Genomic DNA, 25,466 nt, shown 5'->3' on the forward strand with positions numbered 1-25,466 from the left:
GATTCAAACCTTGAGGGCTTGGCGTGCCCGCTCCGCGCGCAAGCGGCCGTCATCCAGTTCCAACACCCGGTCGCAGTAGGCGGCCAGTTCAGGATCGTGAGTGACCAGAATCAAGGTGGTGCTTTGTTCTCGATTCAGCGCGAATAGCAGTTCGACGATGCGATGGCCGGTTTTCTGATCCAGATTGCCGGTCGGTTCGTCGGCGAACAGCACGTCGGGATTGCCGGCGAAAGCGCGGGCGATGGCTACCCGCTGCTGCTCGCCGCCGGACAGTTGCGAGGGATAGTGCCGGGCGCGGGCCTGCAAGCCGACCCGCTCCAGCAGATCCAGCGCCTGCCGGCGGGCGTCGGGTTGACCGGCCAGCTCCAGCGGCAGCATGACGTTTTCCAGCGCGGTCAGTCCGGTCAACAGTTGGAAGGATTGGAACACAAAGCCGACCCGTCGCGCCCGCAGCAGGGCGCGACCATCTTCGTCCAAGCCGCCGAGATCGACCCCCGCCAGCCACACCCGGCCCTCGCTGGGCACATCCAAACCGGCCAGCAGGCCCAGCAGGGTCGATTTACCGGAACCGGAGGCGCCGACCACCGCCACGCTTTCGCCCTTGACGATGGTGAAGTTGATGTCGTCGAGGATGAGCAGTGGACCTTCCGGGCTGACAACTTGCTTACTCAGCCGCTCGGCCCGCACGATACCACTGGCGGCCTGGTTGTCCGCCGCTGGCGCGGCGGTTACGCTTATGCCGCTGGCCGCTTCCAGGTCATTGTCCACGCGCATTGCCAGGTTCTCCGATGATGAAAACGAATCGCTCACGTTGCTTATCCATTTTGCTGTTGGGGCTGACGGTCCTGCTCGGTCCCGTGGCCCGCGCCGAATCGCTGGTGATTCTGGTGTTGGGCGACAGTCTGAGCGCCGGTTACGGGATTCCGGTTGAGAAGGGTTGGGTCAACCTGTTGCAAGGCCGGCTGGCGGAACGCGGTTTCCCATACCGGGTGGTCAACGCCAGCATCAGCGGCGACACCACCAGCGGAGGTCTGAGCCGATTGCCGGCGGCGCTGGAACTGCATCGCCCCGCCATCGTCGTTCTGGAACTGGGCGCCAACGATGGCTTGCGCGGCCAACCGCCGATGGCGATGAGCCGCAATCTGTCACGGATGATCGAACAAGCCCAACAGGCCGGCGCGCGGGTGTTGCTGGCGGAGATGCGTATTCCGCCGAATTATGGCCCTCTGTACGCGCAAAAGTTTCAGGCGACGTTCGGGGAACTGGCCCAGCACTACGCTATCCCATTGATTCCATTCCTGCTGGACGGCGTGGCGGGCAATACGGCGCTGATTCAGGACGATGGCTTGCACCCGCGCGCCGAGGCGCAGCCGCGCATTCTGGACAATGTTTGGGCGGTGCTGGAGCCGGAGTTGAAGTCGTGACGGTTTATCAGGCGGTCCATCCATGCCGGTCATGATGGAATACGTCGATTGCTCCCGAGCTTAGCGGAGAGGGCGTTTTCTCATCGTGCTTGTTCGTCGATGCGCTGGCGTTGTTGCTGGGCGGCATCCTGGATTTGCGATTCCAATTGACGCGCTTTGTCTAACGCTTCGGTTTGCGCACGCAGCGGATTGTCGGGTTTGGCGGTGGATTTCGGCGCGTCGTGCTCTTTGGAACAGGCGCCCAGCGCCAGTAGTAATAGACCGCCCAGTAGGATGGAACGCAGGTTCATGAGTTCGGACTCCTTTTGGATGTCGTTAGCACGGATTTGATCGGATAGGCTACCATTACTTTGGTAATGGCAGGATGCCACCATGGGGTTTGCGGGATTTTGCGCTGGACCATCCACCGAACCGTTCCGCCGGGGCGTGGTGGGTATCAAGATTGGGTGCTATGGGAGCGTTGTTGCTGGATTAGACAGCTTAAAATCGATGGGTTATAAAGCCTGTTGATGCAGACACTCTTATCGGTGTGATTTATTGCACCTTTCATGAGGTCTGCCTAACATTGAGTATAAGAGATGAGTAGCCCCAAATATCATCATAAGTCTACGGATTTCCTAGATCTGGCACAGGACGACTATGTTGCCGCCAGGCTTCTCCTTCGATCCGGGTTCCTTCCGCAAGGGGTCGTGGTAGCAGCGACTGCCGTAGAGAAGTATTTGAAGGCTGCTCTCGCGGTAAAAAAATATTACTCGAAGAAACATCTTGATTCGGGGCTCATTCAGATTGTCGAGAAGCTTTTTCCTGATCTGAGTAGTGCTTTGAACACTGACTTCCCAGCGATTCCCGGTCTCTTTCCTAGTCTTTGATTAATAATGGTTTTTTCTCGAAAATTTATCAGTGTTTAATAAAAAATATATTTATAAATCAGTTAGATGAGCAAAAGAGACCGGGAATCGCTGCTGACTTCCTCAAGTACCTAAAACGTGGCTTCATGCTTCGTTATGCGATTGTGGATAGCGATGGATTCTCGATTATTATCAATCAATATAGAACACTTATTGCACTGGATGAGACTGTGGCAAATATAGACAAAGGGTTTCTTGTCAAGCACGGAGTCAACAAAATTGATACTCCACTGCGTCGAGCCATGAAAGCCAAAGAACCTACTGTGTTTATTGATAATGTACCACTTGGAGGCATCGGCTTCTCAGAACTCGCACAGCGACCAAATATGATGTATGAACTTAAAGTGGATCACAAACTAGCTTCGATTAAAGTCACGTATCAAACCGAAGCTCTGAATATTATTGGTGATTTTTGTAAAAAGCCAGACCTGAGCGCTAGGAAAACAATTTTGAAACTTTCTCTGGGTTAGTTATTGCGCAATAATCGCTAATCACCTCCAATCTATGCGTAGGATGGCTAGAGTGAAGTAGAGCCTGTCTAATTGGTATTATTGTACCTAAAATCATATAGTAAAGAGTAGGTTGGAGAATTCACATGATTACACTTGATGGTATTACACATCGCCATCCTGAGATACTCAGTGGCGTACCCGTATTCGTAGGCACTCGTGTTCCAGTTCGCTCCCTATTTGATTATCTAGAGGGAGGCGATACTTTAGAAGAGTTTCTCCATCAATTCCCTTCAGTTAAACGTGAGCAAGCCATTGCTGTGCTTGATGCGGCTTACGAATCGGTCACGGCAGATGCGCATCCTGCTTGACGAAAACTTCCCGATTGACTTCGCTAAACTATTAATCGGGAATGAAGTTGCAGTTACTCATGTTCATAGCCTTGGCTGGGCAGGTATCAAAAACGGTGAATTACTTCGTCGCGCATATAGCGTTTGCGAAGTATTCGTCACCTTGGATCGTAATTTGGAATTTCAGCAGAACATCAAGGTGTTACCTTTCGGTATTGTGGTTGTATGTGCTCGTTCCAATCGTATTGCGGATCTTGCCCCACACATTACCAGCATATTGGAGGCTGCAAACCGTGTTGCGCCGAGCCAAGTCGAGAAAGTTGGTGCCTGACTAGGCAGCGTGGCCTCGGCGAGTAAAGATCTTAATGCTCATAAAATGAGTGGCCACCCATGAAATCTCGCATCAGCATGATTACCCTAGGTGTTCGCGATCTTGCGGCAGCCGTGAAATTCTATGAAGAGGGCCTTGGCTTTCCTCGAATGGAATCTCCCCTGACGGTGGCATTCTTCACGCTCAACGGCACCTGGCTGGGGTTATATGGACGCGAGGCATTGGCTGAGGATGCCACGGTATCCGCGCAAGGACATGGCTTTGCGTCATTCTCACTGGCCCACAACGTCCAGTCGGAAGTGGAAGTCGATGAAGTCATCAACCAAGCCATTAAAGCCGGCGCAACCCTCGTCAAGAAACCACGGAAAGTATTTTGGGGCGGGTACAGCGGATACTTCAAAGACCCGGATGGTCATCTATGGGAAGTCGCGCACAATCCTCACTTTTGGATTGGGCCGCGCGACGTGGCGTGATCAAGCAGCAATCAAAGGAGGGCATTGTCATGAATGCGGAAGACTTGCGATCGATCCAGGCTCCATTGAAAGAGCACTACCGCGAAGCACCGGAAGCAGCACTGATCACGCTGCGCGCGCAAGGAAGCCTCGGCGAAGGGGTCAGATGCAAGATCGAGACGGGCAAGGGACTTGTGACCGCCGGCTTGCATCCCGCCACCGGCGGCAACGGGCTCAGTGCCTGCTCGGGCGACATGCTGCTTGAGGCGCTGGTGGCCTGTGCCGGAGTCACCTTGAACGCGGTCGCCACGGCGCTGGGCATCACTCTGCGAGAGGCCACGCTCCAGGCCGAAGGCGAACTCGACTTCCGGGGAACCCTGGGTCTGTCCAAGGAAGCTCCGGTTGGCTTCCAGAATATCCGCCTGCAAGTCGCACTCGACACCGATGCTTCGCAAGAACAGATCGACACGCTGCTGCGCCTGACCGAGCGATACTGTGTGGTGTACCAAACGCTGGCACGACCACCCGCGTTGACGATAACGCGAAAACCGACCGATGCCTGAGCGTCTTCGAATAGCCTGCCAAGGGAGTCGCATGATGAGCTGGGCCTTGAAAAATCTTTCCTCTTTGGCGCGATTGACCGCGATTTTTGCGTTGATCGTTAGCGCCACCGTGTTTGCGGAAACCCAACAGGAGCATGTACATCAAATGGCGCATGGCGTCATGCCCTTCGATATGTCACAGACCGTGCATATCTTCAAGATGACCGAATCTGGAGGCGTGCAAAAGGTCATCGCCAAAGATCCAGCCGCGACCGATCAGATAGCGCTCATTCAACGGCATCTTCAGCACGAAGCCGAGAGCTTTCAGCAGGGCGACTATTCGGACCCGGCAAAATTGCACGGCGCGGACATGGCGGGGCTCAAGGACCTTCAAGCCGGAGCCTCACGCATCAAGGTCTCGTATGCGGCGCTCCCCGCCGGCGCTGAAATGACCTTTGAAACGACCGATCACCACTTGTTGACCGCACTGCATCGCTGGTTCGGCGCTCAGTTGCATGAGCACGGCGCCGACGCCAGATCGGAGTGAGTGAGCAATGTGCTCCACTGCATCAATTCAGCGACCCTAAAGAGCTGGATCGTCGATAAGGCAGCGTTATCGTTTGGTGGCTTGTCAGTTCGATCGGCTGGCCGGTCGCCACATTCCGGCCAGTCGCAAGCTAAACCTTCCAATCACAACACCACCGGCTCCGGCTCCAGTTCGACGCCAAACGCCGCCCACACCGATTCCTGAATTGCCCGAGCCAGCCGTAGTACATCCGCGCCGCACGCCCCACCGCGATTGACCAGCACCAGCGCCTGCTTTTCGTAAGCTCTCACCGGTCCAAGATCACGGCCCTTCCAACCGCAGCATTCGATCATCCAGCCAGCGGCCAGTTTCACGGTTCCGTCCGCCTGCGGGTAGTGCGGCAACTCGGGAAACCGTGCCGAGAGGCGAGCAAAGGTGGTTGCGTCCACCACCGGGTTCTTGAAAAAACTGCCGGCATTGCCCAAGCACATCGGGTTCGGCAGCTTGCGGGAGCGGACCTCCATCACCGCATCGGAAATCTGCCGCGCCGTCGGGTGGGTAATTCGCCGTTGTTCCAGTTCCCGCGCCAGTTCGGCGTAACGGATTTCCGGCCGCCAGTGTTTCGGCAACCGGAAAGTCACGTTGCTGATCAAATAGCGCCCGGCCGCTTCCCGTTTGAACACGCTGTCCCGGTAGCCGAATCGGCAGGCGGCGTGGTCGAAGGTCATCGTCGCGCCGGTTTCCAGATCCACCGCCTCCAGCTGATGAAACCGTTCCGCCATTTCCAGGCCGTAAGCACCGATGTTCTGGATCGGGGCCGCGCCGACCGTGCCGGGAATCAGTGACAGGTTTTCCAGGCCCGGCCAGCCGCGTTCCAGCGTCCAGCGCACGAAATCGTGCCAAATTTCGCCCGCGCCCGCGCGCACGATCCAGGCATCGGTCTCCTCCGCCAGCAACTCCCGCCCCGGAATCCGCACATGCAGTACCAGCCCCTCGAAATCGCCGGTCAGAACGACATTACTGCCGCCACCCAGCACGAAGCGCTGCAAATACCGCCATTCGAGCGTGGTGGCCAACGTGGCGAGCTGGGCTGGCGTCTCGACGGCGGCAAACCAGGCGGCGCGGGCTGGCAACCCGAAGGTGTTGAAGGATCGCAGCGCCACGTTGCGCGATAAAACCGCAGTTGACTGACTCATGAAAGACCGGTTTGGCAAGCTGGAAATACAAAATGTAATCCCTTCCAGCGCATTATGAAAATCCATGCAACAAAAAACCCGCCGTTCAGGCGGGTCTTGGGAATCCGGTCGGGTTCAGGCCGCCACCGGCAGCGCGGCCCGCAATTTCTTCATGGCATTGGTTTCCAACTGGCGGATGCGCTCGGCCGATACCTGGTATTCCGCCGCCAGCTCGTGCAGGGTCGGTTTGTTGTCGTTCAACCAGCGGCGTTGCACGATGTCCCGGCTGCGCGGGTCCAGCCGCTCCAGCGCCGCGCCGAGTCGGCTGACGGTTTGATCTTCCCAGTCCTCTCGTTCCAGCGTCTCCGATGGATCGGCCTGCTCGTCGCGCAGGTAGGCCGAAGGGGCATAGCTGTCGGTCTCGTCGTTCCCATCGGCTTCCGGTGCCGGGTCGAACGAGACATCGTGACCGCTCAGACGCGATTCCATCTCCAGCACGTTGTCGGGGCTGACGCCCAATTCGCGGGCGACCGTGTTCACTTCCTCGTTGTTCAGCCAGCCCAGCCGCTTCTTGGAGCCACGCAACTTGAAAAACAGCTTGCGCTGGGCCTTGGTGGTGGCAATCTTGACGATGCGCCAGTTGCGCAGGACAAATTCGTGGATTTCCGCCCGGATCCAATGCACGGCGAACGAGACCAGCCGCACACCGTGCGCCGGATCGAAACGCCTGACCGCTTTCATCAGGCCGATGTTGCCTTCCTGGATCAGATCGCCCAGCGGCAGACCGTACCCCAGGTAGCCGCGCGCGATATGCACCACAAAGCGCAGATGCGCCACGATCAAGTGTTGCGCCGCTTCCAGGTCGTTACGCAGCCGCAAACGCTGAGTCAGCTCCTGTTCTTCCTCGGCGCTTAACATCGGCACCTGGCTGACCGCCTGGATGTAGCTCTCCAGACTGTCGACCGGTACCGGCAGATTTTGCATGCGAGGAACCAGTGCGGTCGTTGTCATCTTCATTCACTCCACCCTTGCGGCATTTTCATTATTGGCAATTTTAGCACTCGCGACCTAAGAGTGCCAAAATTACTGAGAAGTTCCAGTGTCGCCGCATTGCTTCGATCAAGCGCCGGCTTCTTCGTCCAGCAGGGCAGCGACGAATTCGGCGGCGTCGAACGGCCGCAGGTCTTCGATACTCTCGCCGACACCGATAAAGCGGATCGGCAGGCCCAGCCGGCGGGCGATGGCGAATACGATGCCGCCCTTGGCGGTACCGTCGAGCTTGGTCAGGACCAGGCCGGTCACGCCGACCGCTTCGTGGAATTGCATGGCCTGGTTCAGCGCGTTCTGGCCGGTGCTGGCATCCACCACCAGCAACACTTCATGCGGGGCCGTGGCATCGACCTTGCCAGAGACCCGTTTGATCTTCTTGAGTTCTTCCATCAGGTTGGTTTGGGTGTGCAACCGGCCGGCGGTGTCGGCGATGATCACTTCCACCATCCGGGCCTTGGCGGCCTGAATGGCGTCGTAGATCACCGACGCGGCATCGGCGCCGTTGTGCTGGGCGATGACTGGAATGTGGTTGCGCTCGCCCCAGACTTGTAATTGCTCGATGGCGGCGGCGCGGAAGGTATCGCCGGCCGCCAGCAGTACCGAATGCCCGTCGTCTTGCAGCTTTTTGGCGAGCTTGCCGATGGTGGTGGTCTTGCCGACCCCGTTGACCCCGACCGTGAGAATGACGTAGGGCCGGGATTCGCTGGGTTGCCACGGCTGCTGGCAGGGAGTGAGGATGTCCAGCAATTCCTCGCGCAGCGCTTGCAGCAGCGCCGGTACATCGTGCAGTTGCTGGCGCGAGACCCGCTCCCCCAATCTTTTCATCAGGTGATTGGTGACGTCCACGCCGACATCGGCCAGTAGCAGGCGACTCTCCAGTTCCTCTAGCACCTCGTCGTCCAGCTTGCGACCGGCGAATAGGCCGGACAGCCCTGAAACCAGGCTTTGGCGGGTGCGCCGCAACCGGTCGCGCAAACGGGCGAAACGTTCGGGCTTGGGCTCGGTGGGCTCGATCATCGCCTCGGGCGCGCGATCCTTGCGGAACGGGAGGTGAATCGGGCGGTTCAGGACTTCGAACAGGCTGGCTTTCTTGCGTTCCGGGGTTTCGGACGTGGCTGGAAGGTTGGCATCGGGTTTGAAATCGGACATAGGTATGATCCCAAGGAAAAGATAATGGGTACGGTTGTGGTCGTGGTCTATATGTAATATCCATCAGAGCCATAACTTAGGATGGAGCGGACGGGCACAACCCTGTCTGGAGAGGATGTCAGAAAATGCATTCTGTTCTGACAATAGGCTTTCCCGCGCGGTGTGAATCATATGTGGTGCGCATCCCAAGCAAAATGATGATCATAGCCGGTAAATACGAGGTGACGGGTGAACTGGGCCGCGGTGGCATGGGCGTTGTCTACCAGGTTCGTCATCGAGAGTTGGGTGCGGTCTTTGCCCTGAAGACCTTGCGTGCCACGCTCACCGAAGAGACGGAAGCGGTGGGACGGTTTTACCACGAAGCGTGGATCATCGCGCAATTGCGTCATCCCAACATCGTCAAGGTGTTCGATGTCGGCCGGGACGGCGACCGCCATTATTTCGTCATGGAATACGTGCAGGGGCGCAGCCTGAGAGAAATCCTTGACCGGGAAGGCCCATTGCCGCTTTCGCGGGTGCTGGCCATCAGCCAGCAGGTTGGGCAGGCTCTGGCTTACGCCCATGCTTGTCAGCCGTGCATCGTCCATCGCGACATCAAACCCCAAAACATCCTGATCGAAGACGATACGGGTCGCGTGGTGGTGATGGATTTTGGTATTGCTAAGTTATTGGGCACACAGAAAATTCAATACACAGCCAATGGCGTCTTCATCGGTACGCTGACCTACGGCGCACCCGAGCAAATACGCAGCGACCTAACCGTGGACGGGCGCGCTGATATTTTTTCGCTGGGCCTGGTGATGTACGAGATGATCACGGGGCGCGGGCTCTTCAGCGGACTGACCCAGCAAGAAATCATTGCCAGGCAACTGCATGGATCGAAGAACCATGTGCTGAATTTGCCTTCCCAGATACCAGCGGCGCTCCGCAAGTTGGTAGCCAAGGCAGTGGCTAAGGATCAAGACCGACGTTTCGCTACCGCCGGGGAATTGCTCGACGCACTGGCCCAAGCGCGTGAAAGCAATACACCGAGATTGCGTTGGCCGGTTCTGTTGCTTGGATGGACGGTTATCATCGGTGCGGGGCTGCTGGTGGCTTGGGCCTGGCTTTCGGGATTCCCTTCGCTGGAGACCATGCGCCAAGCGCTCGCAACTTGGCGTGGCTCCACCCAACCCGCCCAACCCGCCATGCTTGGCGATGTTCCTGGTCAGGCCACGCCACTTGTGCCGGTTCGGGCGGTTGCACCGTCGAAGCCAGTCATGAATGCTCCACCCACTGCCACAGGGGTATCACCGCCGATGCCTCCATCCGCGCTGGAGTCCATCCGGAAATTGCCGGAATCACCGCCGTCTCCGCTCCTCACGCCGATTGTTTCCGCGCCAGTTCGGCCCGTGCCGTCGCCGGGTCAACTGGAGATCCAGCATAATCTGGAAAAGATGCTCACATCGCCATTCGATCCCGCCCCGAGGTTGGAACCCGACTCGCCGTTCGATCCGGAGCGAGAATTGGAACAGGCGTTGCGACGCAAGAACCAGCCCTGATCGGAACCAGGGTACGGTACGGATAACGCGATGATCATCCCCGATAAATACGGAATGAGGGGCGAACTGGGAGGGTGGTAAAGGCGTCGTTTATCATCCGCCAGATGGGCGATGAAGAGGGTTTCGGGGCGGTTGAGGGTGAAACGGATCGTGTGTTCGTCTACCTTTTCAATTCAATCGACTCGATCCGTGCAGGTCCGCCGTTGACGAGCGTTATCCGTCGTCCACCCACGGTGCGTTGCGCTTTAGCGATCCGGGAGGCTTGTTGGTTGCGCGAGCCGCATGCGCCGATCAATAGCACCTCAACCCAGCAATTTCAACCTCCTTCCATGCATGAATCCCGCAGGGGTTGGCGGCGGGAAGGTGGGGTCGGCGAGGATCAGGGCCAGGATGGCGGCGGGTGGGCGAGGTGAAATGATGGGGTATGCGAGGGTCTTTGCTATTTTTGCGTGGGTTGCGGATTGTGGTGGTTGCCAAGAATACGCCGCGCCTTGACGGAGTTACAACACGTTGACAATTTCCGGCCGCCCGCCGCGGATTTTCCCACCGCTCGATTCTTCTCGTTGTCCAAGCTGGACTGTGTTGCCATGAATGATCCCACTTTTCCGCCTTCACCGGTTCCACGCTTGCTCGATCCCGAGGACCCGCCACCGTTTAGCTTGGTCAATCCGGATGGTCGGTTTCCACTGGTGCTGGTCTGCGACCACGCCAGCAACGCGGTGCCCGCCGCGCTGGACCAGCTCGGCCTGGGGCAGGAGGAACTGGCTCGGCACATCGCTTGGGATATCGGCGCGGCCGACGTCACCCGACGGCTGGCGGCGCGGTTGGACGCGCCGGCGGTGTTGTGCGGCTACTCGCGACTGGTGATTGATTGCAACCGTCCTCCCGGCGACCCCACTTCGATCGCCGAGATCAGTGATGGCACCTTTGTTCCCGGCAACCGCGCACTCGGCGATGTCGCCGTCGAAGCGCGGGTGAACGAGATATTCTGGCCTTATCACCAGGCGATCACCCAGATGTTGGCGCAACACTGGCGGCACGGTCATGGCCGGGCACCGGCGCTGATCGCCATTCACAGCTTCACGCCGGCGATGAACGGCTTCCGCCGCCCGTGGCATCTTGGCGTGTTGTGGAACCGCGATTCGCGATTGGCGGGACCGCTACTGGACCGGTTCCGTGTCGATCCCGAGCTGTGCGTCGGCGACAACGAGCCCTATTCCGGGCGCGAGGTCGGTTTCACCATGGATACCCACGGCGGCGCGGCCGGTCTGCCGCATGTGGAGGTGGAGATTCGCCAGGATTTACTGGCCGACGAAGCCGGTCGCGAGCGCTGGGCGACGATACTGAGCAGCATTCTGGCCGTAGTGCTGCGGGACAAAACGCTGTATGCGGTCAAGCATTACTGAGTTTCGGTACTATCGGCGACTCGGATTGTAGTATAATTATATATACAGTTGTATAATAATTATGTCTACTGGAGAAAGCGCCAATCATGGCTGCGACGAGGGGGACGAACAATGCCACGGAAGTGAATCGCCCGCGAACTCGCATGGCGGTTCCGACCGCGACGCCCAACCCAGCGGCGATGGCGAATCGCCTGCGAGTTCGCAAGGTGGTGCTGGCGCTGCTTTACGTGGCGGTCTGGGTGGGTTTCTGGCATGTATCGACCGCGCTGAATCTCATCGGCGGGATCAGTCTTTGGTATCCGTCGGCCGGCTTGAGCTTCGCCGTTCTGCTGGAGCATGGCGCGCGTGCGTTGCCCTTGCCGGTTGCCGCCGCCTTGCTGGCCGGTCTGTCTCTCTGGTCCTGGGAGCAGTGGCCCTATTATCTGCTCAGCGTGTTCGTTCCTCCGCTCGGCTACGCCGTGGCCGCCCACATCCTGCGGGGTTATCCGGATCCGCGTTCCCATGGCAGGTGGCATTTCAACGACCCGCAGCGGGTAGCGGTCTTTCTCGCCGCCAGCGTCGGTGGCTCCCTGTTCGCGGCGCTGATCGGTGCCCAGATTCTGAATTTCGCCGGCCTGCTGCCATCGCGGACATCGTTACCGCAGGCGATGCTGGGTTGGTGGGTTGGCGACTTTATCGGGGTGGTTATTTTTACGCCGCTGGCTTTGATTTTCGCCGCGCCGTTGGCCCGGCAGTTCGGTCGGGGGGAACCGCCGCGCCTGCCCAAATCCTGGGTGGCGGTCGACCCGCCGTCGATACGCCTGGTGCTGTTGCAGGGCTTGGTGGCGATCCTGCTGCTGGGAGGCTTGTTCTGGATCCCGCATCGCTTCTGGCAGAACCAACCGTACCCTTTCATGACCCTGCTATTGCTGCCGGTGCTGATCTGGACCGTGGCGACTCGCGGTATCCGCGGTACCCTGGTGGTCGTGCTGCTGTACGAACTGGGCATCGTGACGATGGTGACGTTGTTCGGCCAAGCCGAGCTGACCTTTCAGTATCAGGTGGTGATGGTGGCCATGGTGGCGTCCGGCTTGTTGGCTGGCGCGGTTTCCCAGTCTCGGTTGGCCAGTATCGCGCGATTTCGCGATCTGGTCGAAGTGTCCAATGACCTGTTGTGGGAGTTTGATGCCAGCGGCCGGTTGTACCAGTTGAGCGGGCAATTGGCCCGGATCACTTCCGTGCGGGAGGAACAGTCGCGGACACACTGGAGCCAGTACGTGGTCCAGCAGGAACGGGATACCGATCTGGCCGTGCTGCGAGCGACGATTCGGCAGCGGCGGCCATTCCGGCACATGGTGCTGCGAGTTCGCCTGCCGGGGCGGGAGCAGTCGGCCTGGACGCACAATAGCGGTTTACCCATGTTCGACGAAGATGGCGAGTTTTTGGGCTATCGCGGCACCACCGTTGATATTACCACCCGTAAGAAGGCCGAGGCGCTGCTGCGGAATTACGACCAGGCACTGGAAGCCGAAGTGGCGGAGCGTACCCGTGCCCTGACCGAATTGAGCAAGCGCAACTGGCAGATGGCCAATTTTGACAGCTTGACCTCCCTGCCCAATCGCAATCTGTTCTTCGAACATCTGCGCAAGGGTTTACAGCAGGCGCGGCGACGGCGGCGGTTGTTGGCGCTGCTGTTGATCGATCTGGATGGTTTCAAGGCGGTGAACGATACCTTCGGGCACGATATGGGCGATGAGTTGCTCCGGCAAGTCGCCGCACGCCTGCAGCGTTGCGTGCGGGCCACCGATACCGTGGCCCGTCTGGGTGGCGATGAATTCACGGTGGTTTTGCCCGATCTCGAACAAATCGACGGCGTGATCGCCGTGGCGCGGAAGATCATCGAATGTTTGGCGGAGCCGGTGCCGCTGGGAGAGGCGATCGGTATGGTGACGGCCAGCGTCGGGATCGCCTTGTACCGACCGGGATCACCGGACAGTCTCGAACTGGCGATGACGTTGCTGCGCCAGGCCGACGCCGCCATGTACGCCGCCAAGCGGGCCGGCAAGAACGCCTGGCGGCTCGCCGAGACGGTCGATTCCGAGCCGTCGTGAGCGGGACCGGCCCGAGCGCTAGACCGCTTCCAGGTGCTCGATGCACAGTTGCAGCCGGCGCTCGCCGCGCCACTCGTTCACATCCAGGCGGTAGGCGGCATGCACCCGCGTCGTGGCGGGGTTGAACCCGGCCGCCCGCCGGAAGGCGATCGCTTCCAGCGCCAGCGACGTTCCCGGTGGCCGCAGCCACAGTTTGAGGTGCTGGTCTTTCATGATGCGATGCGAAGTCACCTCGAACAGCCCGTCGAACAGCGGTTCGGGGAAACCCTGCCCCCAGGGGCCGGCCTCGCGCAGCAATTCGGCGATCTCCAGGGAAAATTCCGCCGGTGCCAGTTCGCCATCGCTCAGCAAGCGGCCATGCAGGTCGTCGTCGCTCAGCCACTGGCGGGTCTCGGCATCGAACGCCTGGTTGAAGGACTCGAAGTGTTCCATGGCCAGCGTCAGGCCGGCGGCCATGGCATGACCGCCAAAATGGCCGATCAGACCGGGATGCCGGGTGGCTACCGAGGCCAGGGCATCACGCAGATGCATCCCCGCCACCGAGCGCCCCGACCCCTTGATATTGCCGTCCCGATCCGGCGCGAAGACGATCACCGGGCGGTGCAACTGTTCTTTCAGGCGGCCGGCGATGATGCCGACCACGCCCTGATGCCACTCGGGGTCGAACAGACAAAGTCCGAAGGGCAGATCCGCCATGTTCGGCGCCAGCCGGTCGATCCACGCCAAGGCCTGCGCCTGCATCTCGGCGGTTAACTCGCCACGCTGCCGGTTGATTTCATGCAGCCGGCGCGCGATGCCCCGGGCGGTGTCCAGCTCGTCGCTGAGCAGACATTCGATGCCCTGGCTCATATCTTCCAAGCGGCCGGCGGCATTGAGACGGGGACCCAAATAGAAACCGATATCGCTGGCGCTCAGCCGGTCCCGCGAGCGACCGGCGATCTCGCACAAGGCGACGATGCCGGGGACGCACTGGCCCTGGCGAATCCGTCGCAAGCCCTGCTCGACCAGGATGCGGTTGTGATGGTCCAGCCGCACCACGTCCGCCACCGTGCCGAAGGCCACCAAGTCGAGAAACTGGGCCAGATTCGGCTCGGCCAGCCCCCGCTCGGCGAACCAGCCGACCTCCCGCAACCGCGCCCGTAGCGCCATCAGCACATAAAAGATCACGCCCACGCCCGCGAGATTTTTACTGGGAAAACCGTCGCCCGGCTGATTGGGATTGACGATCGCCTCGGCGGCCGGCAAGGTCTGGCCAGGCGCGTGGTGGTCGGTGATCAGCACGCGCATGCCCCGCGCCTGGGCAGCTTTCACGCCTTCATGGCTGGAGATGCCATTGTCCACGGTGATGAGCAGATCGGGCTGCTCCTCGGCGGCGACCGCCACGATTTCCGGGGTCAGGCCATAACCGTGCTCGAAGCGGTTCGGCACTCGGTAGCCGACCCAGGCGGCGCCCATGGCTCGCAGCGCCCGCACCGCCAGCGCGCAACTGGTGGCGCCGTCGGCATCGAAATCAGCCACGATCAGGATGCGCCAGCGTTCGCGCAGCGCGGTATGCAGCAGATCGACCGCCTTTTCCATGCTCAGGAAGGCGTCGGGTGAGGTCAGCCGCCGCAGTTCCCGTTGCAGTTCATCGGCGGAATGCACGCCGCGGGCGGCGTAGATACGTTGCAACAAGGGGGCGACGGGTAAATCGCTGGCGGGAGGTGAAGCACGGCGGACGATGAAAGTGGGCATGGCGAGTCGGCGGAGGTGGATTCGAGTCGGGTGGCCGAGCGCCCGCTTGGGGCCGGGCGGTGGGAGCAATCAGCGCGAATGAGGGGTCATAGCGGCCGGGCGCGCCGCCAGAAACGCCAGTGCGCGGCGCTGGTTACGGTGTAGCGGCGGCCGTTACCGGGATAGAGGTGCAGTGTTGTCAGCTGGCCGGTTTGCAGCCAGCGCCGGCAGGGCGCGAACCAGTCCCGTTCCAGCATGGCGACATGCTCGACCCCGCGCGCGAGGTTACCGTCGGCGGCGTCGTGCCGGGTCGCTTCCAGCACCGTCAGGCTGTCCGTTTCCGTGGCGGCGGCTTCCCGCCAATCTTCGGCCCGTTCGGGCAGAGGGTCGATGGCTGCCCCGCTCAAGCGAGCCAGCCCCCGGACCAGTGGATCGCGAGCATACAGCCCGGCGGTGGGCGCGCGGGCGCCCGTTGGACAAAGACCGCCGCCCCAGAGCCAGAGGCCATTGATCATCGGCTGGTTGTGCTGTTCCCGCGCCTGGTTGAGCGGGTGGCCGTGAAACAGCATTTGGACTTCGGTCAGCAGAGTGTGCCAGCGGCGAACGTTCGGCCCGGTGGGTAACAGCGCGTTGATGTTGCGGCCGGCGGCGGCGCTCAACGCTTGGGTGCGGAAGCCGGGATCGGTCGGCAGCCGCAGATACCAGCGCTCGGGGCAGGGGGCTTCGAGCCGCAGGTCGTCTTCGGCGAAGGTCTGGTTGAACGCCGCGACCAGCGCCGTGGCTTCGCCCGTTTCGATAGCCAGCGTTCGCGCGTCCGCCAGAAACACGCCACCGTGCATATCGGCCCGCAAATGCACCGGATCGGCGCGCAGCCACCAGTCGCCGCTGTTAGATTCGCCGCCGTCGGCCAAGCGGGTGAGTGCCGCGACGGGCAGGTCGGCGTCGATGGGAACGGGCAGGCCGAATAGCCCGAACAGCACTGCATCCAGGGCGGCCGGCACTGGGCCGGCATCGGCGCGAGCCAATAGCCATTGCAGTGCCGGCGCGGTCGATCGGAACAGCGCCGGGTCGGTGCCGTCGGGCCGTTGCGGCAGGCCGGGGACCAGCAAGTGCAGGAGAGTGGCCACGAAGCTCGTCGGTCCGGGTGCTCAGTCCGAATCGAGGTGTTCCATGCGGATGCGGACCACCGGCGCATGGATGCTGTCCAGCGCCTCGATGGCGGCGATGGCTTCGTTCATCCGTTGCTCCCGTACCCGGTAGGTCAGCAGGATGACCGGCACGTCGCGGGCGCCGGGCGTTGGTTCTTTTTGCAGGACGGCCTCGATGCTGATGTCACGGTCGGCGAGGATGCGGGTTACGTCGGCCAGCACGCCGGACCGATCCACGGCTTGCAAACGCAGGTAGTAGCAGGTCTCCACCTCGGTCATCGGCAGCACCGGCAGGTCCGACAGGGCATCCGGCTGGAAGGCCAGGTGCGGGACACGGTTGTCCGGATCGGCGGTCAGGGTACGCACCACATCGATGATGTCGGCCACCACCGCCGAGGCGGTCGGCTCGGCGCCGGCGCCGGCGCCGTAGAACAGGCTCTGACCGACCGCGTCGCCTCTGACCAACACGGCGTTCATCACCCCGCTGACGCTGGCCAGCAGTTGCCGCTGTGGGATCAGGGTCGGATGCACCCGCAGTTGCGCGCCCCGTTCATCGCGGCGGGCGATGCCCAGGTGCTTGATGCGATAACCCAGTTGTTCGGCGTAGGCCACATCCTCGCGGGTGATGCGGCTGATGCCCTCAATGTAGACCTTGTCGAACTGCAAGGGGATGCCGAAGGCGATCGAGGCGAGAATGGTCAGCTTGTGGGCGGCGTCGATGCCTTCGACGTCGAAGGTCGGATCGGCCTCGGCGTAGCCCAGCGCCTGGGCCTCGGCCAGCACGTCCGGGAAGTCGCGGCCCTTGTCGCGCATTTCGGTCAGGATGAAGTTGGCGGTGCCATTGATGATGCCCGCCACCCATTCCAGCCGGTTGCCGGCCAGCCCCTCGCGGATGGCCTTGATGATCGGGATGCCGCCGGCCACCGCCGCTTCGAAGCCGACCATCGTGCCGGCGGCGCGGGCGGCGGCGAAGATCTCGTTGCCGTGTTTGGCGATCAGCGCCTTGTTGGCGGTGACTACGTGCTTGCCGTTGGCCAGCGCCCGCAGTACCAGGCTGCGCGCCGGTTCGTAGCCGCCCAGCAGTTCGACGATGATCGAGATCTCGGGATCGTCCACCACCTCCAGCGCCTCGCTGGTCAGTTTGATGCCGGCGGTGCGAGCGGTGGTGCTGTCCAGATTGCGGGCGGCGGCGTGAGAGATCACGATCTCGCGCCCGGCGCGGCGGCTGATTTCCCCGGCGTTGCGCGCCAGGACGTGGGTGACGCCGCCGCCGACCGTGCCCAGGCCGAGCAAACCGATTTTGACGGGAGGATAGCTGCTCATGGTCCTTAGACTCCCGCCGCCCGCGCCAGCGGAGGGGCGGCAAGGTCGCGACTATCCTTGCGGAACATCTCGCGGATACCGCGCACCGCCTGCCGGGTGCGGTGCTCGTTTTCGATCAGGCCGAAGCGCACATGATCGTCGCCGTACTCGCCGAAGCCGATGCCGGGGGAAACCGCCACCTTCGCTTCGGCCAGTAGTTTCTTGCAGAACTCCAGCGAACCCAATGCACGGTACTGTTCGGGGATTTTCGCCCAGACGAACATGGTGGCCTTGGGTTTTTCGACTTTCCAGCCGATGGCGTTCAGGCTGTCGCACAGCACGTCACGGCGCTTGCGGTACATGTCGCGAATCTCGGCAACGCACTCTTGCGGGCCTTCCAGCGCGGTGATGGCGGCCACCTGGATCGGCGTAAACATGCCGTAGTCGAGGTAGGATTTCATCCGGCCCAGCGCGGCGATCAGCGTCGGGCTACCGCACATGAAGCCGACTCGCCAGCCGGGCATGTTGTAGCTCTTGGACAGGGTGAAGGATTCGATCGCCACTTCCTTGGCGCCCGGTACTTGCAGGATCGAGGGCGCGACATAGCCGTCGAACACCAGATCGGCGTAGGCCAGATCGTGGATCACCCAGATGCCGTGCTCGCGGGCGATGGCCACCACCTTTTCGAAGAAATCCAGCTCCACGCACTGGGTGGTGGGGTTGGCCGGGAAGTTGAGCACCAGCATCTTGGGGCGCGGCCATGAATCCTTGATGGCCTTTTCCAGTTCGGAAAAGAAATCCACGCCGGGAATCAGGGGTACATGGCGAATGTCGGCGCCGGCGATGACGAAACCGTAGGGGTGAATCGGATAGGCCGGGTTGGGCACCAGCACGGCGTCGCCCGGCCCCATGGTCGCCAGGGCCAGATGGGCCAGCCCTTCCTTGGAGCCGATGGTGGCGATGGCCTCGCTGTCGAAGTCGAGTTCGACGGCGTAGCGGGTCTTGTACCAGTTACAGATGGCCCGGCGCAGGCGCGGGATGCCGCGCGACACCGAGTAGCGGTGGGTGTCGTGGCGCTGGGCGGCTTCGACCAGCTTGGCAACGATGTGTTTCGGGGTCGGCTGGTCGGGGTTGCCCATGCCGAAGTCGATGATGTCCTCGCCGCGGGCGCGGGCCTTGGCCTTCAGATCGTTGACGATGTTGAAGACATAAGGCGGCAGGCGTTTGATGCGTTGGAAGTCGGCGTTCAAGAGTGTATTTCCAGGGGCTGAATCACGGGGGTTCCGGCGGGCGGTCCGCGCTCGGGCCGGAGGCCAGCGGGAAGAGCGGCGATTGCCGGGCGGATTAAAAAGTCTACCTATAAGCAAGGTGAACTGTCGAGTTGAACCGCGCGATGCGGGCGCGGGTTCCGCCGGGGCTTGCGGGACGCTCGCTCCGATCGCTTCAATACCCCGCCGCCGATCCGCCGGCCCGGCGGGTGTCGGAAAAGCCGTACAGCCCTTCCGGCGCGCGGACGATGCTCTGGGTGTCGCCCATCGCATCCTTGACCACGACCTTGTGTCCCCATCCTTCCAGCAAGCGCACGGTGTCCGGGCTGAGTCCTTCCTCGACCCGCAGTTCGTCGGGTAGCCACTGGTGATGCACGCGCGCGGCGACCGTGGCTTCGGCGATGTTCATGCCGTGGTCGATGACGTTGAGCAGGATTTGCAGCACGGTGGTGATGATGCGGCCGCCGCCGGGGCTACCAGTGATCAACACCGGTCGGCTGTCCTGAAACACCAGGGTCGGAGTCATCGAACTGAGCGGGCGCTTGCCGGGACCGACCGCGTTGGCGTCGCCGCCGATCAAGCCGTAGGCATTCGGCACGCCCGGCTTGGCGGCGAAATCGTCCATCTCGTTGTTGAGCAGGATGCCGGTGCCGGCGGCGACGATGCCGGAGCCGTAGCCGAAATTCAGGGTGTAGGTCACGGCGACGGCGTTGCCGTCCCGATCCACCACCGAGTAGTGCGTGGTCTGATCGCTTTCGTGGCGTTGCGGCTGACCGGGTTTGATCTCCGTCGCCGGTTTGGCTCGATTCGGCTCGATGCGCGCCGCCAACTCCTTGGCGTAGGCTTTCGCGGTCAGGCCGGCGACCGGTACCTTGGCGAAATCCGGATCGCCCAGATATTCGCCGCGGTCGGCGTAGGCGAGTTTCATGGCTTCGGCCATGCGGTGGATGGTGGCGGCGCTGTTGTGACCCAGTTCGCCCAGCGGCCAGGTTTCCAGGATATTGAGGATCTGGATGAGATGCACGCCGCCGGAACTGGGTGGCGGCATGGACACAATCTCGTAACCCCGATAGCTGCCCCGCACCGGGGCACGGACCAAGGCCCGGTAGCTCTTGAGGTCGTCCAGGCTGATCAAGCCCTGGTGGGTTTTCATGTCGGCGACCAGTTTTTGGGCGATTTCCCCTTCGTAGAACGCCTTGGCGCCCTGTTCGGCGATCAGCTTGAGCGAGGCGGCCAGATCCGGTTGCTTCAGGGTTTCACCGGGCTGGTAGGCGGAACCGTCGGTCTTGAAAAAGATGCTCATGCTGGCCGGCCAGGGCGCCATCCGCTCCTGGGCTTCCCGCAGCGACCGCGCCAGTTCCGCATTGACCGGAAAACCCTGTTCGGCCAGTTGCGCGGCCGGTTCGATCAGTTGTCGCCACGGCAGGCGACCGTGGCGTTCATGGGCCAGCGCCAGTCCGGCCACCGTGCCTGGCACGCCGGCGGCCTGATGACTGAAGCGAATGCGCGCTTCGTCCACGTTGCCCTGCTCGTTCAGGTACAAATCCCGACCGGCGGCGGCCGGCGCGGTTTCCCGGAAATCGATGGCTTCGGCCTGCCGGGTTTGCGCATTGTAGGTCAGCATGAAGCCACCGCCGCCCAGATTGCCGGCCCGCGGCAGGGTGACCGCCAGCGCGAAGCCGATCGCCACCGCCGCGTCAACCGCGCTGCCCCCTTTTTTGAGGATGTCCAATCCAATTCCGCTGGCCCGCGCTTCCTGGCTGACCACCATGCCATTCGGGGCGAAGACCGGATGGATGCGGTCGCGAGGGGAGAAGATTGCGGGTTCGGCCACGGCCGCGGCGGGTGGCAGGCAACATAATCCCAGCAGCAGAGCGGACACGCGGAAAACGGAGGATGAGAGGTGCATGGCGGCGTTTTGGCAGGTGGCGAAGGACACTGACGACGCGGCCCGCCGGGCTCGAACGCCAGGCGGGGGTTACGAAACGCCGATCAAGAAGGCTCAGAATAGCTTGAGTATGGAGCCGATCAGGGCGGTGGCCGCTCCTAGCAGGGCGATGATGCTGATCACCATGGCCACGGTGCCGCGGTTTCCCGATGATCCGCCCGTTTCGGTACTCAGGTTGGCGGTGGCTTGCCGGACCGCGCGTTCCGAGCTTTCCCGGGCGATGGTTTCGATGACCGGCTGAATGCCGCCGCGAACCATCTGAATGATCTGCTGTTTGAATTCCTGGCTGTCTATGGCCAAGGTCAACGTTTCCTTGCTGTGTCGGTCGACCCGGGCCTCGATTTCCTTGAGCAGTCCTTCCCGGTTGATCTCCAGACCGTGGGCGACGTTGCGCTGCGAAACACCCTCGCTGATTTCGCGGGCGGCCTGTTCAGCCACGGCTCGGGCGCTTTCCTGCGCGGTGGTGCGCGCCGTGCGTTCGGCGGTACCGCGGGCGATTTCGGTGGCGACCTGTTTGGCGGCCTCCTGCGAGGCGCGCACCGCCGCATGCGCCGCCCGTCGACCCAGATCCTCGGCGACGCCACGCGCGGTCTGCACCGCGATCTCGCGGGTCAGGTTGGGTACCAGTTCCTGGATGATGTCTCGGGCCACCTTCTCCGCGGCCGCCCAGGCCACGCGTTCGGCGATTTGTTCGACTTCCGAGGCAGTCTCGGACATTCCAGCGGGGACGCGGATCGGCGCCTCGGCGGCGGGAGCCGCTTTTTCGGGGGGCGCGGCCAACTCGGGAAGCACCGCCGGCGCTTTTTCGACCACGCTGGGCGTGGGGACGGCCGTCGTGGACGCGACGGTTTCTTCCACGGAAATGGCCGCGGTACCCTCGCTGACCGTTTGCATGACCGTATCCAGTTGGTCCGGGGTGTAAGGTTTGGAGAGAAACCCGACCGCGCCGCTTTCCTTGGCGTCCCGCTTGTCCTCGTCGGTGGCGTTGGCGGAGCACATGACGATGGGGGAAGCATCCTGACGCTGCCCGGCGATGGCGCGGGTGGTTTCGAAGCCGTCCATGCCGGGCATCATGACATCCATGAAAATGATGTCCGGCTTCTTGGTTTCCAGGTACTTGATACAATCTTCGCCCGATCCGACCCAGTCGACCTCGATGCCGCGCTCAAGTAACAGCTTGCGTAAGGTTAAGTGGGCGACTTTGGAGTCATCCACCACCAGCGCCTTTTTGATGTTCATGCAGACCTCCTACGGCATGAGAATCGTCGAATAATCTTGGTGTGTCCCGAGTATTGGGACTGGAGAACGTGTTTTCGATCCGTTGCGGTCGTTATGCAACAGTTGAATATTGAGACTATGGTTATAGTCGGATCTTCACGAAATGCACGGGCAAGGATTCGCGTGGGAACGATCCAACCTTGAACCAATACGATACGTTAATAATTCCACTGGAGGAACCATGCCATGAAACGAACCCTGCTCGCACTGATCGCCCCGCCCGCGGCAGTCGCCCGTTACGGTTGCGTGACCTGCACCGCGGCGCCGATCGGCGTATTCTGGTTGGGGAGCCTGGCCAGCATCGGTTACGGCTTGGCCGGCGGCACGCTGGGCAGTCTGTTCGGCCCGGGTTTCCTGATTGCGGCCGGTGTCCTGTTATGGTTGATCGCCACCGCCTGGGCGCGCTTGGTGATCCGGGGAGTGGAAAGCGATCTGCACCATCGCGCGGACAGTACGCAAGCCCACCAGGTGGAACCGCGGGCCGACGAGGACCCGTTTCACCAACTTCGGAGCAATTCCTAAGCGCGTGGCGCGCGAGCAGACGGCCAAGGCGGTTACGGCTTCCCTGGCCGTGGGTCAGGGGCGTTCATCCGCGGTGTCTTTCGCTCTCGGCAACAAATCCTCGCGGTTGATACCTAGATATAGCGCGGTGGCGCTGGCGATGTAAATGGACGAGTAAGTGCCGACCAGGATGCCGACGATCATGGCGATCGAGAAACCATGCATCACCGTGCCGCCGAGGAAGTACAGGACGATGACCGACAGCAAAGTGGCCAGACTGGTCATGATGGTGCGCGCGAGCGTCTCGTTGATCGAACGGTTCATGATCTCCAGCACCGATCCCTTGCGCCGCTTGCGGAAGTTTTCGCGGATTCGGTCCAGCACTACCACGGTGTCGTTGACTGAATAGCCGATCACCGCCAGCACCGCCGCCAGCACCGTCAGATCGAATTCGAGATGGAGCAGCGAAAACCAACCCACGGTGAAGATCACATCGTGGACGGTGGCGGCGATGGTGCCGACCGCCAACCGCCATTCGAAGCGGAACATGACGTAGACCAGAATGCCCAGCAGCGCGCCCAGCGCCGCCAGCCCGCCCTGTTCGACCAGTTCCTGACCCACCTGTGGCCCGACATACTCGGCCCGCGCCAGCGTGGCGCCCGCGCCGCCCTCGGCATCCTGCAAGGCGCGCAGCACCTCGTTGCTCAGGGTGGCGGCGTTACGCTGGTCGTGCGGCGGGATGCGGATCAGCACATCCTTGGACGTGCCAAAGTGCTGAGTCTGGGCGTCGCCGAAACCGGCCTTGGCCAGGGTTGCGCGCACCATGGGGATTTCCACCGATTCCGGGTATTGCACTTCGATCACCGTGCCGCCGGTGAAATCCAGTCCCAGGTTCATGCCCCGGATCAGCAACGAGCCGAGCGCGATCAGCAGCACGGCGACGGACCAGCCCATCGCCAGTTTGCGCCAACGCAGAAAGTCGATATTGGTGTTGTAAAGGTTCAAACGCCACATAGGAGCCATTTCCCGTGCCGACGGATCAGACGGCCAGTTTTTGCAGCTTGCGGCCGCCGTAGATGAAGTTGACCAGCGCCCGCGAGCCAGTCACCGCAGTGAACATCGACGTCAGGATGCCGATGCTGAGGGTGACCGCGAAACCCTTGATCGGGCCGGTGCCGAAGCCGAACAGCATGATCGCCGCGATCAGGGTGGTCAGGTTGGAGTCGAGGATGGTGTCGAAGGCCCGGTCGAAGCCGGCGTGAATCGCCGCCTGCGGGCTGTTGCCGTTGCGCAGTTCCTCACGGATACGTTCGTAAATCAGTACGTTGGCATCCACCGCCATGCCCATGGTCAGCACGATGCCGGCGATGCCGGGCAGGGTCAGCGTGGCTTGTAGCATGGACAGCACGGCCACGATCAGCACCACGTTGGCGGCTAGCGCGGCGGTGGCGATGGCACCGAACCAGCGGTAGCGCCCGATCATGAACGCGGCGATCACCAGTAGCGAGACCATGGCGGCGCGGAAGCCCTGCTCGATGTTTTCCTTGCCGGCGCTGGGACCAACGGTGCGCTCCTCAATGATTTCGATTGGGCTGGCCAGCGCGCCGGCTCGCAGTAGCAGAGCCAGATCGCGGGCCTCGCGGGTGCTGTCCAGCCCGGTGATCTGGAAGCGTCGGCCCAGCCGATCGCGGATGGTGGCGATGTTGATGACTTCCTCGACCGTGTAGGCGGTTTTCTTCAACTCGCCGTTCACCTGCTTGGTCTCGGTTTTGTTTTCGATGAACACCACGCCCATGCGCTTGCCGATGTTGTCCTTGGTAGCGTCCTCGAAGCGCTTGGCACCCTTGCCGTCCAGAGTGACGAACACCGCCGCCCCGCCGCTTTGCTGATCCAGCCCGGAGGCGGCGTCGACGATGGAATCGCCGGTCAGCATGACCCGTTTTTGCAGCAGCACCGGGCGACCCTCGCGATCCTTGTACAGCCGCGAGTTGAGCGGGATGCGGCCGGTGGCGGCGGCTTGAGCCCAGTCGTTTTCCTCGTCCGCCAGCCGGAATTCCAGGGTGGCGGTGGCGCCGAGGATTTCCTTGGCGCGGGCGGTGTCCTGCACACCGGGCAGTTGCACCACGATGCGGTCGTTGCCCTGCTGTTGGATGATCGGCTCGGCCACGCCCAGTTCGTTGACTCGATTGCGCAGGGTGGTGATGTTCTGTTGCAGGGCGAAGGCGCGCTTTTCCCGGATTTCCGGTTCGCCGAGAGTCAGTCTCAGGCTGAGCGAGTCCGGTTCGCTTTGTTGCAGACTGGGTAGTTGCTTATGCAGCACCTGGGCGGCCTTGTCGCGTTCGGCGCCATCCTTGAACTCAATGCGGATGCCGCCGCCGTTCGTTGCGCGGCCGACGGAGGCGTACAACACCTTCTCGGCGCGCAGTTGGGCGCGGATGTCCTCGACGTAGCTGTCCTCGACCTGTTTGATGGTGGCGTCCATGTCCACCTGCATCAGGAAATGCACGCCGCCGCGCAGATCCAGGCCGAGATACATCGGGCTCAAGCCCAGCGCCCGCAGAAATCCCGGTTCCGACGAAGCCAGGTTGAGGGCGACGATGTAGTCGCGGCCCAATCGATCCTTGAGGAGGTCGGCGGCCTTGAGCTGTTCTTCCGGGTCGGCGAAGCGGACCAGCAGGCGATCAGCCTCCAATTCCAGCCGCTTGTGGGGCAGCTTTTCGGCGTCGAGCAAAGCGGCGACCCGATCCTGGAACGCCGGATCGATGGCGGTGTTGGCCCGGGCACCGGAGATTTGCACCGCCGGATCCTCACCGAACAGATTGGGCAGCGCAAAAATCAGGCCCCACAGGATCACCAGGCCGATCAGCAGGTATTTCCACCAGGGGTATTGATTCAGGGTGTAAGGCGTGGCCATG

Annotated in this window: 25 protein-coding genes; 12 read left to right on the forward strand and 13 right to left on the reverse strand. The window is 61.8% G+C overall.

Annotation, left to right across the window (positions count from 1 at the left end; translation table 11 throughout):
• Positions 1–3: 3 nt before the first annotated feature.
• A complete protein-coding gene (locus IPM89_00190; GenBank protein ID QQS54339.1) occupies positions 4–774 on the reverse strand; it encodes an ABC transporter ATP-binding protein in 771 nt (256 codons plus the stop codon).
• Between the two features lie 17 nt (positions 775–791).
• Between IPM89_00190 and IPM89_00195 the strand changes: the two genes are divergently transcribed.
• On the forward strand, positions 792–1,424 hold the full coding sequence (locus IPM89_00195) for an arylesterase (protein ID QQS55710.1): 633 nt from the start codon (positions 792–794) through the stop codon (positions 1,422–1,424).
• 80 nt (positions 1,425–1,504) lie between these two features.
• On the opposite strand, the gene IPM89_00200 is transcribed toward IPM89_00195, so the two are convergent.
• A complete protein-coding gene (locus IPM89_00200; GenBank protein QQS54340.1) occupies positions 1,505–1,714 on the reverse strand; it encodes a hypothetical protein in 210 nt (69 codons plus the stop codon).
• 288 nt (positions 1,715–2,002) lie between these two features.
• Between IPM89_00200 and IPM89_00205 the strand changes: the two genes are divergently transcribed.
• The 7 genes from IPM89_00205 to IPM89_00235 all read left to right on the forward strand — a co-directional run bounded on the left by IPM89_00205 (position 2,003) and on the right by IPM89_00235 (position 5,003).
• Positions 2,003–2,293 carry a HEPN domain-containing protein gene (locus IPM89_00205; protein QQS54341.1) on the forward strand — a complete coding sequence of 97 codons (291 nt, stop codon included), beginning with the start codon at positions 2,003–2,005 and terminating at the stop codon, positions 2,291–2,293.
• Between the two features lie 125 nt (positions 2,294–2,418).
• Positions 2,419–2,802, forward strand: a complete 384-nt coding sequence (locus tag IPM89_00210) for a hypothetical protein (GenBank protein ID QQS54342.1) — start codon at positions 2,419–2,421, stop codon at positions 2,800–2,802.
• 125 nt (positions 2,803–2,927) lie between these two features.
• A complete protein-coding gene (locus IPM89_00215) occupies positions 2,928–3,152 on the forward strand; it encodes a DUF433 domain-containing protein (GenBank protein QQS54343.1) in 225 nt (74 codons plus the stop codon).
• On the forward strand, positions 3,136–3,462 hold the full coding sequence (locus IPM89_00220; protein QQS54344.1) for a DUF5615 family PIN-like protein: 327 nt from the start codon (positions 3,136–3,138) through the stop codon (positions 3,460–3,462). Before IPM89_00215 ends, IPM89_00220 begins: the two co-directional genes overlap by 17 nt.
• A gap of 59 nt (positions 3,463–3,521) precedes the next feature.
• Entirely contained in the window at positions 3,522–3,935 is a 414-nt protein-coding gene (locus IPM89_00225; GenBank protein QQS54345.1) for a VOC family protein, read from the forward strand.
• A 29-nt stretch (positions 3,936–3,964) separates the two neighbouring features.
• Entirely contained in the window at positions 3,965–4,477 is a 513-nt protein-coding gene (locus IPM89_00230) for an OsmC family protein (protein ID QQS54346.1), read from the forward strand.
• A 145-nt stretch (positions 4,478–4,622) separates the two neighbouring features.
• Positions 4,623–5,003, forward strand: coding sequence for a hypothetical protein (locus IPM89_00235; GenBank protein ID QQS55711.1), 381 nt, complete (start codon positions 4,623–4,625; stop codon positions 5,001–5,003).
• 143 nt (positions 5,004–5,146) lie between these two features.
• On the opposite strand, the gene murB is transcribed toward IPM89_00235, so the two are convergent.
• From murB to ftsY, 3 genes are all read right to left on the reverse strand, one after another.
• Complete coding sequence (gene murB, locus IPM89_00240) at positions 5,147–6,178, reverse strand: UDP-N-acetylmuramate dehydrogenase (GenBank protein QQS54347.1); 1,032 nt, start codon at positions 6,176–6,178, stop codon at positions 5,147–5,149.
• Positions 6,179–6,292: 114 nt separating this feature from the next.
• Complete coding sequence (rpoH, locus tag IPM89_00245) at positions 6,293–7,168, reverse strand: RNA polymerase sigma factor RpoH (protein QQS54348.1); 876 nt, start codon at positions 7,166–7,168, stop codon at positions 6,293–6,295.
• A gap of 108 nt (positions 7,169–7,276) precedes the next feature.
• Entirely contained in the window at positions 7,277–8,356 is a 1,080-nt protein-coding gene (ftsY, locus tag IPM89_00250) for a signal recognition particle-docking protein FtsY (GenBank protein QQS54349.1), read from the reverse strand.
• Positions 8,357–8,481: 125 nt separating this feature from the next.
• On the opposite strand from ftsY, the gene IPM89_00255 reads away from it, so the two are divergent.
• The 3 genes from IPM89_00255 (at position 8,482) to IPM89_00265 (ending at position 13,393) form a co-directional block, all read left to right on the forward strand.
• The gene (locus IPM89_00255) at positions 8,482–9,897 is read left to right on the forward strand and encodes a protein kinase (GenBank protein ID QQS54350.1); all 1,416 of its coding nucleotides are present in this window, start codon (positions 8,482–8,484) and stop codon (positions 9,895–9,897) included.
• Between the two features lie 587 nt (positions 9,898–10,484).
• Positions 10,485–11,303, forward strand: a complete 819-nt coding sequence (locus IPM89_00260) for an N-formylglutamate amidohydrolase (GenBank protein ID QQS54351.1) — start codon at positions 10,485–10,487, stop codon at positions 11,301–11,303.
• Between the two features lie 143 nt (positions 11,304–11,446).
• Positions 11,447–13,393, forward strand: coding sequence for a diguanylate cyclase (locus tag IPM89_00265; GenBank protein QQS54352.1), 1,947 nt, complete (start codon positions 11,447–11,449; stop codon positions 13,391–13,393).
• 18 nt (positions 13,394–13,411) lie between these two features.
• On the opposite strand, the gene recJ is transcribed toward IPM89_00265, so the two are convergent.
• The 6 genes from recJ to IPM89_00295 all read right to left on the reverse strand — a co-directional run bounded on the left by recJ (position 13,412) and on the right by IPM89_00295 (position 22,011).
• The gene (recJ, locus tag IPM89_00270) at positions 13,412–15,127 is read right to left on the reverse strand and encodes a single-stranded-DNA-specific exonuclease RecJ (protein ID QQS54353.1); all 1,716 of its coding nucleotides are present in this window, start codon (positions 15,125–15,127) and stop codon (positions 13,412–13,414) included.
• Positions 15,128–15,213: 86 nt separating this feature from the next.
• Positions 15,214–16,233: a hypothetical protein gene (locus tag IPM89_00275; GenBank protein QQS54354.1), complete on the reverse strand. Its 1,020-nt coding sequence runs from the start codon at positions 16,231–16,233 to the stop codon at positions 15,214–15,216.
• A 21-nt stretch (positions 16,234–16,254) separates the two neighbouring features.
• On the reverse strand, positions 16,255–17,577 hold the full coding sequence (locus IPM89_00280) for a homoserine dehydrogenase (protein QQS54355.1): 1,323 nt from the start codon (positions 17,575–17,577) through the stop codon (positions 16,255–16,257).
• A 5-nt stretch (positions 17,578–17,582) separates the two neighbouring features.
• Positions 17,583–18,806, reverse strand: a complete 1,224-nt coding sequence (alaC, locus tag IPM89_00285; protein QQS54356.1) for an alanine transaminase — start codon at positions 18,804–18,806, stop codon at positions 17,583–17,585.
• Between the two features lie 193 nt (positions 18,807–18,999).
• Positions 19,000–20,733: a gamma-glutamyltransferase gene (gene ggt, locus IPM89_00290; protein ID QQS54357.1), complete on the reverse strand. Its 1,734-nt coding sequence runs from the start codon at positions 20,731–20,733 to the stop codon at positions 19,000–19,002.
• A 93-nt stretch (positions 20,734–20,826) separates the two neighbouring features.
• A complete protein-coding gene (locus IPM89_00295) occupies positions 20,827–22,011 on the reverse strand; it encodes a response regulator (protein ID QQS54358.1) in 1,185 nt (394 codons plus the stop codon).
• A 225-nt stretch (positions 22,012–22,236) separates the two neighbouring features.
• Here IPM89_00295 and IPM89_00300 point away from each other — a divergent pair, with 225 nt between their 5' ends.
• Complete coding sequence (locus tag IPM89_00300) at positions 22,237–22,572, forward strand: hypothetical protein (protein QQS54359.1); 336 nt, start codon at positions 22,237–22,239, stop codon at positions 22,570–22,572.
• Positions 22,573–22,626: 54 nt separating this feature from the next.
• Here IPM89_00300 and secF read toward each other — a convergent pair whose 3' ends face one another.
• On the reverse strand, positions 22,627–23,574 hold the full coding sequence (gene secF, locus IPM89_00305) for a protein translocase subunit SecF (GenBank protein QQS54360.1): 948 nt from the start codon (positions 23,572–23,574) through the stop codon (positions 22,627–22,629).
• Positions 23,575–23,590: 16 nt separating this feature from the next.
• Complete coding sequence (gene secD, locus IPM89_00310) at positions 23,591–25,465, reverse strand: protein translocase subunit SecD (protein QQS54361.1); 1,875 nt, start codon at positions 25,463–25,465, stop codon at positions 23,591–23,593.
• Position 25,466 lies beyond the last annotated feature (1 nt).

Source organism: Candidatus Competibacteraceae bacterium, from assembly GCA_016699715.1.
GTDB lineage: Bacteria > Pseudomonadota > Gammaproteobacteria > Competibacterales > Competibacteraceae > Competibacter.

Bases quoted from the DNA above. Each gene is read 5' to 3' on its own strand.
- IPM89_00220 (QQS54344.1), top strand. From the start codon at position 3,136: ATGCGCATCCTGCTTGACGAAAACTTCCCGATTGACTTCGCTAAACTA.
- secF (QQS54360.1), bottom strand. From the start codon at position 23,574: ATGGCTCCTATGTGGCGTTTGAACCTTTACAACACCAATATCGACTTT.
- IPM89_00195 (QQS55710.1), top strand. From the start codon at position 792: ATGAAAACGAATCGCTCACGTTGCTTATCCATTTTGCTGTTGGGGCTG.
- IPM89_00235 (QQS55711.1), top strand. From the start codon at position 4,623: ATGGCGCATGGCGTCATGCCCTTCGATATGTCACAGACCGTGCATATC.
- IPM89_00300 (QQS54359.1), top strand. From the start codon at position 22,237: ATGAAACGAACCCTGCTCGCACTGATCGCCCCGCCCGCGGCAGTCGCC.
- IPM89_00190 (QQS54339.1), bottom strand. From the start codon at position 774: ATGCGCGTGGACAATGACCTGGAAGCGGCCAGCGGCATAAGCGTAACC.
- ftsY (QQS54349.1), bottom strand. From the start codon at position 8,356: ATGTCCGATTTCAAACCCGATGCCAACCTTCCAGCCACGTCCGAAACC.
- IPM89_00295 (QQS54358.1), bottom strand. From the start codon at position 22,011: ATGAACATCAAAAAGGCGCTGGTGGTGGATGACTCCAAAGTCGCCCAC.
- IPM89_00255 (QQS54350.1), top strand. From the start codon at position 8,482: ATGCATTCTGTTCTGACAATAGGCTTTCCCGCGCGGTGTGAATCATAT.
- IPM89_00280 (QQS54355.1), bottom strand. From the start codon at position 17,577: ATGAGCAGCTATCCTCCCGTCAAAATCGGTTTGCTCGGCCTGGGCACG.
- IPM89_00230 (QQS54346.1), top strand. From the start codon at position 3,965: ATGAATGCGGAAGACTTGCGATCGATCCAGGCTCCATTGAAAGAGCAC.
- IPM89_00210 (QQS54342.1), top strand. From the start codon at position 2,419: ATGCTTCGTTATGCGATTGTGGATAGCGATGGATTCTCGATTATTATC.
- IPM89_00215 (QQS54343.1), top strand. From the start codon at position 2,928: ATGATTACACTTGATGGTATTACACATCGCCATCCTGAGATACTCAGT.
- IPM89_00260 (QQS54351.1), top strand. From the start codon at position 10,485: ATGAATGATCCCACTTTTCCGCCTTCACCGGTTCCACGCTTGCTCGAT.
- IPM89_00265 (QQS54352.1), top strand. From the start codon at position 11,447: ATGGCGGTTCCGACCGCGACGCCCAACCCAGCGGCGATGGCGAATCGC.
- rpoH (QQS54348.1), bottom strand. From the start codon at position 7,168: ATGACAACGACCGCACTGGTTCCTCGCATGCAAAATCTGCCGGTACCG.
- secD (QQS54361.1), bottom strand. From the start codon at position 25,465: ATGGCCACGCCTTACACCCTGAATCAATACCCCTGGTGGAAATACCTG.
- IPM89_00200 (QQS54340.1), bottom strand. From the start codon at position 1,714: ATGAACCTGCGTTCCATCCTACTGGGCGGTCTATTACTACTGGCGCTG.
- ggt (QQS54357.1), bottom strand. From the start codon at position 20,733: ATGCACCTCTCATCCTCCGTTTTCCGCGTGTCCGCTCTGCTGCTGGGA.
- murB (QQS54347.1), bottom strand. From the start codon at position 6,178: ATGAGTCAGTCAACTGCGGTTTTATCGCGCAACGTGGCGCTGCGATCC.
- IPM89_00225 (QQS54345.1), top strand. From the start codon at position 3,522: ATGAAATCTCGCATCAGCATGATTACCCTAGGTGTTCGCGATCTTGCG.
- recJ (QQS54353.1), bottom strand. From the start codon at position 15,127: ATGCCCACTTTCATCGTCCGCCGTGCTTCACCTCCCGCCAGCGATTTA.
- IPM89_00205 (QQS54341.1), top strand. From the start codon at position 2,003: ATGAGTAGCCCCAAATATCATCATAAGTCTACGGATTTCCTAGATCTG.